A 16068-nucleotide genomic window follows, 5' to 3' on the forward strand; every position below is an offset into this window, starting at 1 on the left:
CAACAATAATCTCCTCTGGAGGCTGATATGGACTGGTGGCTGACGCTGCTCCTGCTCATGGGACCGCTCCTGCTACTGATGATGCTTGGCATGCCGGTGGCGTTCGCCTTCCTGGTTGTCAATCTGGTGGGCGCCTATGTGCTGCTGGGCGGCATGTCGGGCGTCGAGCAACTGGTGATCAACACCACCGGCGCGCTGACCAGTTTCACGCTGGTTCCCATTGCCATGTTCATGATCATGGGCGAGGTGATGTTCCGTTCGGGCATTGCCAATGACCTGCTGGACACGCTCGACAAGTGGTTCGGCAAGCTTCGTGGACGCCTGGCCTTCATGGCCGTGGGCGGCGGGGTGCTGTTTTCCACCCTGACCGGCAACAGCATGGGCTCCATCGCGCTGCTGGGCTCCAGCCTGGTGCCCGAGATGGAGAAGCGCGGTTACCAGAAGCCCATGTCGCTGGGGCCGATTCTTGGCTCTGCCGGCCTGGCGATCATGATTCCACCAAGCTCGCTGGCCGTCGTGCTGGGGGTCGTGGCCGAATTGCCGATCGGCCGGTTGCTGATTGCCATCATTCTGCCCGGCTTGCTGATGGCGGTGCTCTATACCATCTACATCCTCGGTCGCTGCACGCTGCAGCCGGAAGTGGCGCCATCCTTCGACGTCGCGCCCACGCCGATGCGGGTCAAACTCGAGGCCGGGGCACGCAACATCCTGCCCATCGGCATCATCGTCTTCGCCGTGGTCGGTGTGATCTTCCTGGGCCTGGCCACGCCCACCGAGGCGGCCGCCTCGGGCGCCGTGGCGACGGTGTTGCTGGCGCTGTTCAAGCGCCGCCTGAGCCTCGATATCTTCAAGAGCTCGATGTTCGAAAGCGCCGCCATCTCGGTGATGGTGCTGTTGATCGTCGCCGGCGCCATCGCCTTTACCCAGCTGCTGTCCTTCACCGGGGCGACCTTCGGCCTGATGGATGCCGTGCTCGGACTGCCCTTCGGCAACAAGACCATCGTGCTGGCCATGGTGCTGACTATCGTGGTGCTCGGCATGTTCATGGGGCCCTTGCCGATCATGATGATCACCCTGCCGATCTTCGTGCCGGTGGTGGAACAGTTCGGTTTCGACCCCCTGTGGTTCGCCGTCCTTTTCCTGATCGCCATCGAGACTGGCTCCACCTCGCCGCCGCTGGGTGCGGCGCTGTTCGTGATGAAGGCGGTGGCGCCCGAGGGCACGCGAATGGGCAGCATCTACAAGTCGGCGTTGCCTTTCCTGGCCTGCGACTTCCTGGCCATCGGTATCGTTTTCGCCTTTCCCGAGATCGTCACCTGGCCGGTCGCCCTGATGTTCGACTGAGTGTTCGATTGAGCCGGTGCCCGGCGAGCGACGCCGGACATCCCTGAGGAAGCCATCATGCGACGCCCGAATTTCGTCATCTTCGTCACCGACCAGCAGCGCGCCGAGCATCTGGGATGCTATGGGGATCCCACCGTGAGGACGCCTAACCTGGATGGCCTGGCCGCCGAAGGCGTGCGCTTCGAGCGTTTCCATGTCGCCACGCCAATCTGCCAGCCCAATCGGGCCTGTCTGGTCACCGGACAGCAACCCTCGGTCAACGGCGTCCGTCAGAACGGGATTCCGCTGGATCTGGACAGCGTCACCTTCGCCGACGTGTTGCGCGATGCCGGCTACAACACCGGCTATATCGGCAAGGCCCACTTCCAGAACGTCACCGACATTGCGGCGCCCGAGCGTCGCCAGAAGGGGAAGGGAGAGTCCTTGCCCGACGCGCTGGGCCATAGCCTGCGCCGACAGCGAACGGGGGATGCCTATCGCTGGGAAGTACGCCGCCGCTGGGCGGATAATCCCGACCTGGAACTGCCGACCCCTTATTACGGCTTCGACCACGTGCGCCTGTGTATCGGCCATGGCGATCAGGTGGAGGGGCACTATACGGCCTGGCTGCGCGCGCGTCGGGGGGATTCCGAGAGTCTGCGCGGCCCGGAGAATGCCCTGCCGGATGCGGGCATCACGGCCCCGCAATGCTGGCGTACGGCACTGCCGGAGGCCGATTATCCGACTCGTTATGTCGCCGAGCAGGCCTGCGATTTCCTCGAACAACAGCAGGCCGACACCCCCTTTGCGCTGGTGGTGTCCTTTCCCGACCCACATCATCCCTTCACGCCTCCGGGACGTTACTGGTCAATGTATGACCCCGACGATGTCGTGTTGCCTCCCAATGCCGGCGAGTCCGTCGCAGGGATTCCCGGGCTGCCCGCCTCGGCGCTGACGGCCTATCGCTGGGGCCTGGACGAGCCGGACAGCCATTGGCCGCTGACGCTTTCCGAGCGGCAGATCCGGGAAATCATCGCCCTCAACTACGGCAGCATCAGCATGATCGATGACGCCGTGGGCGAGGTGATGACACGCCTTGAGGCGTTGGGGCTGAACGACGATACCGTGGTGGCCTTCACGTCCGACCATGGCGATTACATGGGCGATCACGGCACCGTGCTCAAGCTCGGCCTGCACTTCCAGAGTGTCGTGCGCGTGCCCTTGATCTGGCGCGACCCGCATGCTCCCGGGGCGGGCGGGTGCGTGTCCCGTCGCCTGGGCAGCGCCATCGATCTGGCTCCGACCCTGCTGCAGCGGGCCGGTCTGCGTATTCCGATCGGCATGCAGGGGCGTGATCTCTTCGATGGAGCGCCCGCCGACCCGGTGCTCATCGAGGATGCTGGTATCGAGGTGTTTCGCGATGGCGATGCGGGGCGTGGCATCACCACCCTGGTGACGGATGAGTGGCGGCTCAGCCTTTTCGAAGGTGCGCCGGGCGGTGAGCTCTATCACCTGGCCGAGGATCCGCATGAGACGCGCAATCTCTGGGAGGATCCGGACAGCCAGTCGCGCAAGGCGAGCCTGCTCGAGTGCCTGGTTCGACGCATGGCCGAGCTGCGTGACAAGCGCCTTTCGGCATCGGCCAGAGCCTGACGTGCGGACCGCCGATTCGAGGCGTGCCAGTAAGCATTGAGACGCCATATATTTTCTTTTAATTCAGGTAGTTACTGGTTGTTCCGACAGCCCGGAAACGTGCCTTGACAAAGCAGGCATCGACGGCTATTTTTGAGTTGTATCAAATAAGAAATATGGTTTCAAATATGATCCATTAAGGATCGGCATCGGACAAGCAGTGCATCGGCTCGCGGGTTGCGATCCGGTATCTTGGGCTCAGGGGCGCCACACGCCTTGCATGAATGGACAGGTTGGCGCGAACGATCCCGACACCAAGCGACGAGGATGCAATGAACGATAGTGAAAAGGATGCACGCAAATACATGATTCCGGGCCTGGAGCGCGGTTTGATCATCCTGATGGAGCTGAGTCGCAACCATCGGGAGATGAGCTTCGCCGAGATCGTCAAGCGCGTCGATATTCCCAAGGCAACGGCCTATCGTGCGATCCAGACCCTCGAGTACATGGGGTTCATTCGGCGCCATCCCTCTACCGGCCTGTATACGCTCGGCGTCAACGTGCTGCGCCTGGGTTTCGAGTATGTCGCGTCCCTGGATGTCGTCCAGGTCGGCCAGCCGGTGATCGAGTCGCTGCGGGACCAGACCGGCTGTTCGAGTCACATCGCCATTCGCGATGGACGCGATGTCATCTACGTGGCCAGGGTCAGTGCGGCCAACGCCACGATTCGGCGAGTCAGCGTCGGTACCCGGTTGCCGGTTCACCGTACCTCCCTGGGGAGGATGCTGCTGACCGGCCTGAGCCGTGAGGCATTCGAGGAGCTCTATCCCGAGGAGGCGCTGCCGGACAATGAGCCCGGCGCGCCGGCGGATCGGGAGGCGCTGTGGCAACTGGTCCAGGAGGATCGCCAGCGCGGCTATGTGATCGGGGAGTCCTTCTTCCAGTTCGGCATCTCCTCCATCGTCTATCCGCTGTTCAATCACGACGGCGAGGTCGAAGGCGTGGTCAGCATCATGGTGCCGGTGCACGAGATCCCGGAAGGCGATCGCGAGCGCCTGCGTCACAGCGTCGCCGAAGCGGCCGACAACATTTCGAATCTACTGGGATATCAGGGCCATCCCGGGGAGCGCAGTCAGATGACATGACGACAGTCTGACTCCATTGCCGGATGCCCATCGAGTCCGTGTCCGGCCAGAACCACAGATCACCACGCAGTCGTCGCGATGCCCAGGCGCCGCGAAGAGGGGCTTCGTGTGTCTGAAACATCCAACAAGAGTGACGCTCGAGGTCACGTCAGCAGGAGATCGACATGAGTATCGTGGGTATCGAAGCGCTGGAGTTCGGCGCCGAAGACATCGAGACCGGCAAGCGGTTCGCCGAGGATTTCGGCCTGACCTGCATCGAGGAAGGCGCCGAGGGGGCGACCTTCGAAGCGCTCAACGGCGCCCGCCTGGCGGTCCGTGGCATCGATGATCCGACGCTTCCCGAGGCGTTCGAGGCAGGTTCGACCCTGCGCCGCATGACCTGGGGCGTGGCGGGTGCCGAGGCGCTGGCGGCATTGCGTGAACGCCTGCGCGATCAGCCGGGCTTCGTCGACCATGGCGACAGCCTCGAGTGCCGCGACCCCAACGGCCTGGCCGTGCGCATTCAGCCCACCTCGCTGCGTGATGTGGAACTGGAAGTGACGCCGATCAACCAATGGGGCGACATGCGTCGGGTCGACCAGCCGAGCCCGGTCTATGAACGCGCCACGCCGGCCAGCATCGGCCATGCGGTCTTCTTCGTCGACGACCTGGAGGCCAGTGAACACTTCTATCGTGACTTGCTGGGGTTCTCCGTCTCCGACCGCTATATCGATCGTGCCGTCTTCCTGCGCATGCAGGCGCGTGGCGGGCACCACAACCTCTTTCTCCTGAAGCTGCCGCATCGCGGTGCGGGGCTCAATCACGTGGCCTTCACGGTGCGCGACATCCATGAGGTGATCGGCGGTGGCCTGGCCATGAACCGGCGCCAGTGGAGCACCTTCATCGGCCCGGGGCGTCACCCGGTTTCCTCCGCCTACTTCTGGTACTTCAACAGCCCGCTGGGCGGCGCTTTCGAGTATTACACCAACGAAGACTATCTGACCGAGGCCTGGGAACCGAGAGAGATGCAGCACTCCCTGGAGTCCTTCACCGAATGGGCCATCGAGGGGGGTATCGACGCCGATACCCGACGCCAGAAGAAGCCCGAAGCCTGATTCCGGCCGGGCCATGACGGCCCGGCAGTCGACAGTCGAGAACCAGAGCCGATCGCCTGCGGGCGACCGGTCCGGGGAGCCTTTGTCCCGACGTTCGGCATGGAGCCGTCGGAGCGCATGCAAGAAGGCATCTTCCGGACACCGACGACAACCGCACTACCCGAGGAGACATACCATGTCCGCACAGTTCGAAACCTGGAAAAAACCCGACGATCTATCCTTCAACGACTGGATCGAGTCCCGCATCGCGCGCTTCAAGGGCCGCAAGTATGACTGGAACGCCCTGAAGTTCCAGGCCGATTACGATCCCAAGTATCGCCGCGCCCAGATGCGCTACATCGGTACCGGGGCCACCGGCGTGGCCAATGACACCAACACCATCCCGGCCGAGCACTTCACCTTCTCGACCATGGTGCTGCCCTCCAAGTGCGAGGGGCCGTTGCACGTGCATGACGACGTCGAGGAAGTGTTCTTCGTGCTCAAGGGCTCGATCCGCCTGTTCCTCAAGGATGGTGATCACTATACCGAGACCGTGCTCGAGGAGCGTGACGTGGTCTCCGTGCCGCCGGGCATCTATCGCGGCCTGCTCAACGAGAGCGAGGAAGAGGCGCTGATGTGCGTAATGCTGGGCACGCCCACGCCGCAGATCCCGACCTACCCGGACGATCACCCGCTTTCCAAGGTCAAGCGCAACTGATGACGGAGGCGGCCATGACACCCTGGGCGATGAACCCCAAGTGCCTGACGCTCGACACCGGCCCCCAGGCCTACCGCGAGAGTGGCGAGGGCGAGGCCATCGTGCTGCTGCATGGCATCAGCTCCGGCGCGGCGTCCTGGGAGCCGCTGGTGGCGCACCTGCCCGGTTATCGCCTGCTGGCCTGGGATGCCCCCGGTTATGGCGACAGCCAATCGTTGGCCGAGGCCGAACCCATGGCGGCCGACTATGCGGCGCGCCTCGATGCCTGGCTCGACGCCCTCGGCGTCGAACGCTGCGTGCTGGTCGGCCATTCGCTCGGGGCAATGATGGCCACTGCCTTGACGGCCCGCCGGCCCGGGCGACTGGCCGGGGTGGTGCTGGCCGACCCGGCGCTGGGGTATCGCGATGCCGATGATGCCAAGCGTGACGAGGTCTATCGCAGCCGCTGGACTCTGCTGGCCGAGCAGGGCCACGACGCCTATGCCGAGGCGCGCGCACCACGCTTGCTGCGTGACGATGCCGACCCGGCCGATATCGACCGGGTGCGTGAGGGCATGCGTCGTCTTCATATCGAAGGGTTCGCCCAGGCGAGCTGGATGCTGGCCAACGACGATCTCGAGGGCTATGTGCCCGAGGGGCTGCCGGTGCCGGCCACGGTGCTGTGCGGTACCGAAGATGCCATCACCACCCCCGAATCATCACGCGACCTGGCCGAGCGCCTGGGGCTGAGCTATCACGCTATCCCGCGGGCCGGGCACGCCAGTTACATCGACGCCCCCGGCGCCTTTGCCGCGGCTGTCGATACCTTTGCCCGGCCCCTGCTGGCGCTATCCCCGGGGAACCGAAAGAGGACGACACCATGAGTTTTATGATCGAAGACCGGGTGGCGGTGGTCACCGGCGGTTCCTCGGGGATCGGCCTCGAGACCGTGCGCCTGCTGCTGACCCACGGCGCCAGGGTGGCGCTGTGTGGCCGCAATTCCGAACGCCTCGAGGGGGCGCGCGTCGCGCTCACCCAGGAGTTTCCCCAGGCCGAGCTGCTGGCCGAGACCTGCGACGTGCTCGATGAGGCTTCCTGCCAGGCCTTTGCCGCCGTGGTGCAGGAACGCTTCGGTGGCACCGACATGCTGATCGCCAACGCCGGTCAGGGCTACGTGGCCCATTTCGATGACACCCCGCGCGATGCCTGGCTGTCCGAGGCCAATCTCAAGCTGTTCGGGGTCATCAATCCGCTGGGCGCCTTCCGCGAACAACTGGTGGCCTCGGACATCGGTTCGCTGACCTGCGTCAACTCCTTGCTGGCGTTGCAACCGGAGCCGCACATGATCGCCACCTCGGCGGCACGGGCGGCCTTGCTCAACATGACCCACTCGCTGGCGCACGAACTGATCGATGAGGGCATCCGCGTCAACGCCATCCTGCTCGGCATGGTCGAGTCCGGCCAGTGGCGGCGCCGCTTCGAGCAGCGCGACGACCCGAGCCAAAGCTGGGAGGAGTGGATCGGCGCCATCGCCGCCAAGCGCGGGATTCCCATGGGCCGCCTGGGGCGTCCGGAAGAGCCGGCTCGCGCCCTGGTATTCCTGGCCTCGCCGATGGCTTCCTTCACCACCGGCGCCGCCCTGGACGTCTCCGGTGGCTTCAATCGCCACCTGTGACACGACGGAGTATCACCATGTCGAAACGACTACTGATGATCGGCTATGGCGCCATGGGCAGCGAAGTGCATCGGCTGTTGCCCGACGGCATGACATTGGGCTGGGTCGTGGTGCCGGAGGCCTTCGCCGTCGAGGTCCGCGACCGCTTGGCCGGTCGTGCCGAGGTGCTGACGGCCATCGACCAGTGTGCCGAGGCGCCCGATCTGGTGGTGGAATGCGCCGGACAGCCGGGGCTCGCCGAGCACGGCGAGGCGGTACTGCGTCGCGGCTGGACGCTGGCGGTGGTCGCCACCGGTGCCCTGGCCGATGAGGCGCTGTACGCGCGGCTCACCACCGCGGCTCGCGAGGGCAACGGCCGCATGCAGTTGCTGTCCGGCGCCGTGGCCGGCATGGACGGCCTGACGGCGGCCCGCGAGGGCGGTCTCGACGAGGTCACCTACGAGGCTTGCAAGGCGCCGCGTAGCTGGAAGGGCAGCCATGCCGAGCAACTCGTTGATCTCGATGCCGTCGCCGAGAGGACGGTGTTCTTCGAGGGCGACGCCGGCGAGGCGGCTCGTCTCTTCCCGGCCAACTCCAATGTCGCCGCCACGATAGCGCTGGCGGGCGTGGGAATGCGTGACACGCGGGTCAGGCTGACCGTGGATCCGTCGACCACGCGCAATACCCATCGCATCCATGCCAGGGGGCGTTTCGGCGAGTTCGATATCGAGCTCAACGGCTATCCCCTGGAAAGCAATCCCAAGACCTCGACTCTCGCCGCCCTGTCGGTGGTACGCGCCTGTCGCCAGGCGCTCGAGCCGGTTTCGTTCTAAGGGAGGTGACCCGATGACTCAACAGATTTTCGTCGCCGGCGAATGGCGAGAGGGCCGTGGCGATCCCATGGTGTCGCGCTTCCCCGCCGACGGCTCTATCAATGCCGAATTCAACGCGGCCGGCCTGGCCGATGTCGAGGACGCCGTTGCGGCCGCCGAGGTGGCCTGGCGCGCCCCAAGCTGGCGAGGCCGCCAGCCCCATGAGCGGGCCGAGGTGCTCTACCGTGTCAGCGAGCTGATCAAGTCTCGCCAGGAGGAACTGGCGGCCCTGCAGACACGCGACAACGGCAAGCCGCTGTCCGAGGCTCGTGGCCTGGTGGCCAGCGCCGCCGGCACTGCGCGTTACTTTGCGGCGGCCTGCGAGACGCTAGAGGGCGAATTGCCTACCCAGCGTAATGCCGACTTCATGACGCTGAGCCGCTACGAGCCGCTCGGAGTGATCGCCGCCATCACGCCCTGGAACTCGCCGATTGCCAGCGAGATGCAGAAGGTCGCCCCGGCGCTGGCCGGTGGCAACGCCGTGGTACTGAAGCCGGCCGAGGCCACGCCGCTGATGGCCTTGAAGCTTGCCGAGCTGTTCGAGGAGGCCGGGTTGCCCAAGGGGCTGCTCAGTGTGCTGCCGGGTCGTGGCAGCGTGATCGGCGAGGCCATCGCGCGTCACCCCAGGGTGCGCAAGATCTCCTTCACCGGCGGTACCAACACCGGCCGCCACCTGGCTCACGTGGCTGCCGACAAGCTGATCGGCACCTCTCTGGAGCTGGGCGGCAAGTCGCCGACCATCATCTGTGAGGACGCCGATCTGGAGCAGGCGGCCAAGGGCGTGGCCTACGGCATCTTCAGCTCCGCCGGCCAGGCCTGCATCGCCGGCTCGCGGCTGTTCATCCATCGCCGTCGCTATGACGAGGTCATGGCGCGTCTCGAAGAGATCGCCGGTGGGCTGCGGGTCGGACACCCGGAGACGGCCGGCATCCACCTGGGACCGCTGATCAGCGAGTCCCATCGTGACGGCGTGGCGGCCTATGTCGAGCGGGCTCGGGAAGAGGGCGGTCGCATTCGCGTCGGCGGGACGATTCCCACCGAGGGTGAACTGGCTGCCGGCAGCTACTATCCGCCGACCCTGATTGACGGTCTGCCCCACGACAGTGCGGTCTGCCAGGAGGAAATCTTCGGCCCGGTGCTGGTGGCCTTGCCCTACGACGACGAAGACGAACTGGTGGGCCTGGCCAACGATAACGCCTATGGCCTGGCGGCCGGTATCTGGAGCGCCGACTACCGCCGCGCCCTGCGTCTGGCCGACAAGCTCGAGGCCGGCACGGTGTGGATCAATACCTACAAGAAGTTCTCCATTTCGACGCCATTCGGTGGCTACAAGGAAAGCGGCCTGGGCCGCGAGAAGGGCCGGCAGGGCATTCAAGCCTATATGCAGCAGAAGAGCCTCTACCTGGGGCTCGACCACGAGCCCATCGCCTGGAGCGACTGAGTTCCCACGGCCAACAAGGAATCGAACATGACCACTATTACCGTGGGCGAAGCCGTCGCCCGCACGCTGGAAGCCTACGCGGTATCGGCCGTCTATGGCGTGATTTCCATCCACAACCTGCCGATTGCCGACGCTATCGGCCAGCGCGGGCAGGTGCGTTTCGTGCCGTCACGCGGCGAGGCCGGTGCCGTCACCATGGCTGACGGTCATACCCGCGTGGGTAGCCTGGGCGTGGCGCTGACCAGCACGGGAGCCGGTGCCGGCAACGCCGTGGGCGCCATGCTCGAGGCACTGAACGCCGGTACGCCGCTGCTGCACATCACAGGCCAGGTCGAGAAGGCCTACCTGGACCGCGACGCCGGCTTCATCCACGAGACCCGCGATCAGATGGGCTTTCTGCAAGCCTGTTCCAAGCGTGCCTATCGCGCCTGTACGCCCGAGCAGGTGGTGCCCTTGCTGCATCGTGCCATCCAGGAGGCCATGACCCTGCCCCGGGGGCCGGTGAGCCTGGAGATTCCCATCGATATTCAGGCCAGCCAGGTCGATTGGGTCGAGACCGCCCCATCGGTGCCGGCCGGTCCGGCACCGGTCGCGGAGGCCGAGATCGAGGCACTGGCCGAGCGCGTGCTGGCGGCCAGGCGGCCGGTTCTGTGGATCGGTGGTGGCTGCCTGGAGGCGGGCGAGGCCGTGCGCCGTCTGGCCGATGCCGGTATCCCGGTGGTGTCCAGCACCCACGCCCGCGGGGTACTGCCCGATAGCCATCCGCGCAGTCTGCGGGCTTTCCACAGCGCCCCGGCAGTGGAGGAACTGTTCGCCGGCAGCGACTTGATGCTGGTGGCTGGCTCGCGGCTGCGCAGCAACGAGACCCGCACCTACTCGGTGGCCCTGCCTCGGCCGCTGGTGCAGGTCGATGTCGACCCGGCGGCGGCACACCGCAACTATTCGGCCGATGCCTTCCTGTGCGGCGAGTGCAACGACGTGCTCTCGCGACTCGCCGATCGCCTCGAGGGCCAGCGCGCGCCCGACGAGGATTACGATCGTGACATCGCCCAGGCCGTCCGCGATGCCGAGAAGGCGCTGCGCACCCAGGTGGGAGAGTATGCCGCACTGTCGGACGCGGTACGCGCAGCGCTGCCCGAAGACGGCATCTTCGTGCGCGATATCACTGTTTCCGGCAGCACCTGGGGAAGCCGCCTGCTGCCCATCGAACGGCCCTTGAGCAATATCCACTCACTCGCCGGCGCCATCGGTCAGGGGTTGGCCACCGGCATTGGCTGCGCCGTGGGGGGGCAGGGGCGCAAGGTCGTCACCCTGGTCGGCGATGGTGGCCTGATGCTGATGGTCGGCGAGCTGGCCACTCTGGCTCAGGAAGACATCGACATGACGCTGCTCGTCATGAACGACGGCGGCTATGGCGTGATGCGCGGCATTCAGGACAAGTACTTCGAGGGGCGCCAGTATTACAACGACCTCGAGACACCGGACTTCCAGTCCTTCGCGAAAGCCCTGTCGCTACCGCACTGGAAAGTCGAGCGCAGCGAGGACTTCCACGCCGTGCTGACCGAGGCCGTGGGCAAGGATGGCCCGGCAGTGGTCGAGGTGGACATGGCCAGGGTAGGGCCGCTCGAGTTCTCCGGGCCTCCCCAGAAGACGCTTTATTGAATCGACCGAAGCACTTTGCGGTTTTTCAGGAGATGGCCGGGTTATTTATTCATTTATGGGAAATAAAGGAGGTTAAGAGCAACTCACTTATTTAGCGATTAACTTATTTAGCGACTGCATCCCGAGTCAACTTGCCAACGACATACAATCACAACAAACGAGACTTTTTTCATGACATATAAAAAGACACTGATGCTGGTGGCATTGCTGCCGGCAGGGCTGACGAGTGCCACAACATCCCTGGCTTTCGATGTGGTGCCGGCCGGCGAGCCCGTCGTCACGGGGGAGCCGAGCCGCGTCGGTGCCCCCTGGAACCACCGCAGCACCTTCAACATTCCCGGCACGAACACCGACATTGCGTTCGGTGGCTATATCAAGTTCGATGCGCTCTATGATGCCGATTACGACCTGGGCGAGATTACCGATCCCCTGGCAGCCGCCAGCGAAGACAAGGCCACCGACGGCAAGACGACCTTCACTGCCCAGGAATCGCGACTCAACTTCCGTACTCAGACGCAGACCGGACACGGCATGCTGAGGACCTATTTCGAAGGTCATTTCGCGCCCGACAACAAGTTCAATCTGCGGCACGCCTATGGCGAGTACAATGGCTTTCTGGCCGGTCAGACCTGGACCAACTTCATGTTCTTTCTGGGCACGCCGCGCATCCTCAAGCTGGGCGGCCCGATCGGCTATGCCACCGGCCGCCCCGAGCAGGTGCGCTATACCCATGAGTCGGGTGGCAACACCTTTGCGGTGGCCCTCGAGAATCCCGAGTACTCGGTGTCCGATCTGGGCCCCGGCGGCGCCGTCGACGAAAATACCGAGTTGCCGGACCTGACGCTGCGCTATCGCTACAAGCGCAACGTCGGTGTTTCTGGCGTGGTGCGTCAGATCTCCACCGATTCGGCCGTCAGCGGGCAGGACGAGAGCGTCACTGGTTACGGAGTGGCGGCACAGGCGGCCTTGCCGATGGGCCGCACGACGCTCAAGGGCAACCTGATGGTGGGTAGTGGCCTGGGCAGTTATCTGGATTATGTGCCGGCGTCCGGCGCCAAGTACCGAGCGCCCGATGCCTACATGGCCGCTGACGGATCACTCGAGACCGTCGACATGCGCAGCTATGGCGTTTCCCTGGAGCATCGTTGGAACAGCGACTGGTCGAGTTCCATCGGCACTTCTCTGGTTCACCAGGATTTGCCGGATGAGGCGCCGGCCTTCCAGGGGATGACCGATACCGTCCAGTTTTCCCATGTGAACCTGATCTGGGACGTGACCGAGCGTCTGGCCGTGGGCATGGAATACCAGTACGTCGATCTCGAAAGGGTCAGTGGCGAGACGGTGGACGCCAATCGTCTCCAGGCCAGTGCCCAGTTCCAGTTTTGAGCGCCCTGAACTGCATTCGGAAGCGGTAAATTCCAAGCTATGAGAAAACCCCATTTGCAGGTGCCAGATGGGGTTTTCTACTTCTGCTGGTAGGCTGGAATTTGCACTTACGGCTCGTCATCGACGAGTTCGGTCACCTCAGTGACGTCACGCTTGAACGTGGTCTCATGCGCTGTTGGTTTGACGCGAGCCTGTCGGGGCCGAAACGGCTTACGCCTGCGCCTCGATCGCTTCGATCCAGCGCCGGGCACGCGAAGACTGTGAGGCGACCCGGTCGCGGATCGGCCGCGTGCGTTCGGCAAACGCGGCCATGTCGACCTCTATGAATTCGACGCCCATTTCCTCCTTGGCTGTCGAGACTGCAGCGTCGCTGGCGCGCTGCCAGGCTGCCTTCTGGCTCGCCATGGACTCGGCGGCGGCGAGACGCAGCGCACGTCTATGCGCGTTGGATAGGCTCCGCCAACTCGCCTCCGAGATTACCAGCATGTCGGGAATCCGAGTGTGCTCGTCGAGGGTGAAGAACTTGGCAACCTCGCCGTGTCTCGCGGTGACCAACGCTGTAGGGTTGTTCTCCGCGCCGTCGACGACACCCTGCTGAAGTGCTGTATAGAGTTCGCCGAACGCCAGCGGCGTTGGGCTTGCGCCCATGAGCTCGACCATTTCGATAGCCGTTGGACTCGGCTGCACGCGTATCTTCAGATTCTTCAGGTCTGCCGGCGATTCGATGGGGCGCGTGGCGTAGAAGCCTCTTGCGCCGGAGTCGTAGTAGGTCAGCCCCCGAAACCCCTTGCCTGCCGTCGCGCCGAGTATGTCGCGACCGATATCGCCCTCAAGTACGCGGTAGTAGTGCGCGCCGCTCTCGAAGAGATAGGGAATGTTGAGCAGCGAGAAGATTGGGTCGAACGCTTCCAGTTCGCTGGCGTTGGTCTTGGCCATGTCGAGAATACCCGCCTGGACCAGTTCGACGGATTCCCGCTGGTTGCCGAGCTGGGCATTGGGATAGATATCGATCGACAGGGTGCCATCGGTGAGCTCCAGGACACGATCACGCATGACCTGCATGGCCTTATGTACCGAGTGGGCCGTGGTTAGGTTGTGACTGAGTCGTAGAGTGCGAGCCTCTGCGGCAAACGCGCTGGGAACTCCAAGCCCCGCCAGCAGAAGCGTCCCTGCGCCCCACGTACAGAATCTTCGCCGCGTCGTCATTGCTCGCCCTTATCATCGAAAATTAATTTAGAGCATCAGGTTCGACGAGAGGCGTCAAACCGACCTTGGTCGATATTGCAAGCCTGCTATCGGGCTGCGAGTCTGGACGTTAAATCAAACATCATATGTCAGACAAGGTGGGAGCGATGCCCAGCGTCCAGCACAGTCGCAGTCTGATAGTCAGATCGCGAGAGGCCGCCAACCGAGTGTTGGCGATACTGCTTCTGGTGATTTTCGCCTTGCTCGTGGCGGTGGTCACGGTTCAGGTGCTGAGCCGCTATCTCACCGACTCGCCGACAATCATCACCGACGAGATCGCACGCTTTCTGTTGATATGGCTCGGCCTGCTGGGAGCGGCTTACGCTTCCGGCGCGATGCGTCACCTGGCGATCGACTTCCTCCCCGAGCGACTGCCGGATAGCGCCCGCCGATGGCTCAAGATGGCGCTCCAGGCCATTGTTCTTCTGTTTGCCGGCTACGTCATGATGTTCGGCGGCGGGGAGTTGGTTCGCCAAACGCTCGCCAACGGCCAGACGACGCCGATGCTCGGCATCGCCATGGGTTGGGTCTATCTAGCGCTGCCACTGTCGGGAGCGTTCATCGCCTTCTTTTCCCTACTCGAGATCGTGGCGCTCGCTCGTAAGCCTCACCTGTCGGGAGACGACGTATGACACTGATCGACAGCGCCGTTCTGTTCGGCACGTTCTTTCTGCTTCTCGCGCTCGGCTTGCCCATTGTCTTCGCTATCGGTATCGCCTCGCTCGTCTCGATCGCGACCAGCTTTGCCCTGCATGACGCTGCCCTCATTGTCTCCCAGCGGATGCTGAGCGGGCTCGACAGTTTCACCCTGCTGGCGATTGCTTTCTTCATTCTCGCGGGGGCGTTGATGAACCGCGGTGGCATTGCCATTCGCCTGATAGACCTGGCGCGCTTGATCGTCGGGCGGCTGCCCGGGAGTCTTGCCCACTGCAATGTGGTGGCGAACATGCTGTTCGGCGCGATCTCCGGCTCTGCTGTTGCCTCGTGCGCGGCGGTGGGGAGCGTCATGACGCCGCTTCAGAGGCGCGAGGGCTACGATCGGGGCTACGCCGCCGCGGTCAACATCGCGTCGAGCCCGGCGGGACTGCTGATTCCACCGAGCTCGACTTTCATCGTCTACTCGCTCGTCTCCGGCGGCACCTCCATTGCCGCGCTCTTCCTTGCGGGCTACTTGCCGGGACTGATGATGGGGCTCGGGCTCATGCTCGTCGCAGGGATCATCGCCAAGTGGCGGGGCTATAGCGCGGATGTGGCGGAGCGCCAGCCGATCCTGCCCACGCTGCTCCACGCCCTGCCTTCGGTTCTGCTGATGGTGATCGTCATCGGCGGTATCGTCGCGGGCATCTTCACGGCTACGGAAGCCTCGGCGATCGCGGTGATCTACACCTTGATTCTCACCATGGCGATCTACCGCACAATCACTTTCAGGGCGCTCCCGGCGATTGTGCTGGAAGCGGCGATGACCACTGCCATCGTGCTGCCGCTCATCTCGGTTTCCGGCGCGATGTCGTGGGCGATGTCGCTGGAGAGCATCCCGCAACAGATTTCTGAAGCGCTGCTCTCGCTCTCCGATAATCCGCTGGTCATCCTCCTGCTGATCAACCTGATCCTGCTCGCTATCGGCATGTTCATGGACATCACGCCGGCACTGCTGATCTTCACGCCGATCTTTCTGCCTATCGTCACGCAGTTCGGCATGGATCCGGTTCACTTCGGTGTGCTGATGGCGTTCAATCTGTGTATCGGCATCTGTACCCCGCCAGTGGGTAGTGCGCTTTTTGTCGGCAGCTCCATCGCCGGTGTCTCCATCAGTCGTGTGGTGGTCCCGCTATTACCGATGTTCGTCGCGCTCTTCTTGATGCTGATGGCGATTACCTACCTGCCCCAGATCAGTCTCTTTCTTCCCAATCTGCTGCTCGGCGATTGAGTCGCCCCAAC

At 63.9% G+C, this 16068-nt stretch carries 14 protein-coding genes; 13 read left to right on the top strand and 1 reads right to left on the bottom strand.

The features are described 5' to 3' along the window. Positions 1 to 27: 27 nt before the first annotated feature. The 11 genes from FZZ93_RS12695 to FZZ93_RS12745 all read left to right on the top strand — a co-directional run bounded on the left by FZZ93_RS12695 (position 28) and on the right by FZZ93_RS12745 (position 12885). Positions 28 to 1344 carry a TRAP transporter large permease gene (locus FZZ93_RS12695; protein ID WP_149322689.1) on the top strand — a complete coding sequence of 439 codons (1317 nt, stop codon included), beginning with the start codon at positions 28 to 30 and terminating at the stop codon, positions 1342 to 1344. Positions 1345 to 1401: 57 nt separating this feature from the next. After that, positions 1402 to 2976 carry a sulfatase family protein gene (locus FZZ93_RS12700; protein WP_149322690.1) on the top strand — a complete coding sequence of 525 codons (1575 nt, stop codon included), beginning with the start codon at positions 1402 to 1404 and terminating at the stop codon, positions 2974 to 2976. A 311-nt stretch (positions 2977 to 3287) separates the two neighbouring features. Then, on the top strand, positions 3288 to 4100 hold the full coding sequence (locus tag FZZ93_RS12705; RefSeq protein WP_149322691.1) for an IclR family transcriptional regulator: 813 nt from the start codon (positions 3288 to 3290) through the stop codon (positions 4098 to 4100). A 164-nt stretch (positions 4101 to 4264) separates the two neighbouring features. Beyond that, positions 4265 to 5194 (top strand): VOC family protein, encoded by a 930-nt coding sequence (locus FZZ93_RS12710; protein WP_149322692.1) that lies wholly within the window; start codon positions 4265 to 4267, stop codon positions 5192 to 5194. A 175-nt stretch (positions 5195 to 5369) separates the two neighbouring features. Continuing rightward, on the top strand, positions 5370 to 5891 hold the full coding sequence (locus FZZ93_RS12715) for a cupin domain-containing protein (RefSeq protein ID WP_149322693.1): 522 nt from the start codon (positions 5370 to 5372) through the stop codon (positions 5889 to 5891). A 14-nt stretch (positions 5892 to 5905) separates the two neighbouring features. Then, entirely contained in the window at positions 5906 to 6754 is an 849-nt protein-coding gene (locus FZZ93_RS12720) for an alpha/beta fold hydrolase (RefSeq protein WP_246146213.1), read from the top strand. Then, positions 6751 to 7545, top strand: coding sequence for an SDR family oxidoreductase (locus tag FZZ93_RS12725; protein WP_149322694.1), 795 nt, complete (start codon positions 6751 to 6753; stop codon positions 7543 to 7545). Before FZZ93_RS12720 ends, FZZ93_RS12725 begins: the two co-directional genes overlap by 4 nt. A 17-nt stretch (positions 7546 to 7562) precedes the next feature. Next, positions 7563 to 8357, top strand: a complete 795-nt coding sequence (locus tag FZZ93_RS12730; protein ID WP_149322695.1) for an aspartate dehydrogenase — start codon at positions 7563 to 7565, stop codon at positions 8355 to 8357. Between the two features lie 13 nt (positions 8358 to 8370). Then, positions 8371 to 9837 carry an aldehyde dehydrogenase gene (locus FZZ93_RS12735; RefSeq protein WP_149322696.1) on the top strand — a complete coding sequence of 489 codons (1467 nt, stop codon included), beginning with the start codon at positions 8371 to 8373 and terminating at the stop codon, positions 9835 to 9837. A gap of 27 nt (positions 9838 to 9864) precedes the next feature. Then, positions 9865 to 11499: a thiamine pyrophosphate-binding protein gene (locus FZZ93_RS12740; protein ID WP_149322697.1), complete on the top strand. Its 1635-nt coding sequence runs from the start codon at positions 9865 to 9867 to the stop codon at positions 11497 to 11499. Between the two features lie 171 nt (positions 11500 to 11670). Continuing rightward, on the top strand, positions 11671 to 12885 hold the full coding sequence (locus FZZ93_RS12745; RefSeq protein ID WP_149322698.1) for a DcaP family trimeric outer membrane transporter: 1215 nt from the start codon (positions 11671 to 11673) through the stop codon (positions 12883 to 12885). A gap of 210 nt (positions 12886 to 13095) precedes the next feature. On the opposite strand, the gene FZZ93_RS12750 is transcribed toward FZZ93_RS12745, so the two are convergent. After that, a complete protein-coding gene (locus FZZ93_RS12750; protein WP_149322699.1) occupies positions 13096 to 14091 on the bottom strand; it encodes a TRAP transporter substrate-binding protein in 996 nt (331 codons plus the stop codon). Positions 14092 to 14237: 146 nt separating this feature from the next. On the opposite strand from FZZ93_RS12750, the gene FZZ93_RS12755 reads away from it, so the two are divergent. Both FZZ93_RS12755 and FZZ93_RS12760 read left to right on the top strand, forming a co-directional pair. After that, positions 14238 to 14762: a TRAP transporter small permease gene (locus FZZ93_RS12755; RefSeq protein WP_149322700.1), complete on the top strand. Its 525-nt coding sequence runs from the start codon at positions 14238 to 14240 to the stop codon at positions 14760 to 14762. Continuing rightward, the gene (locus FZZ93_RS12760; protein ID WP_149322701.1) at positions 14759 to 16057 is read left to right on the top strand and encodes a TRAP transporter large permease; all 1299 of its coding nucleotides are present in this window, start codon (positions 14759 to 14761) and stop codon (positions 16055 to 16057) included. Before FZZ93_RS12755 ends, FZZ93_RS12760 begins: the two co-directional genes overlap by 4 nt. The last annotated feature ends 11 nt before the right edge of the window (positions 16058 to 16068 follow it).

Origin of the sequence: Halomonas eurihalina, assembly GCF_008274785.1 — a bacterium.
GTDB lineage: Bacteria > Pseudomonadota > Gammaproteobacteria > Pseudomonadales > Halomonadaceae > Halomonas > Halomonas eurihalina.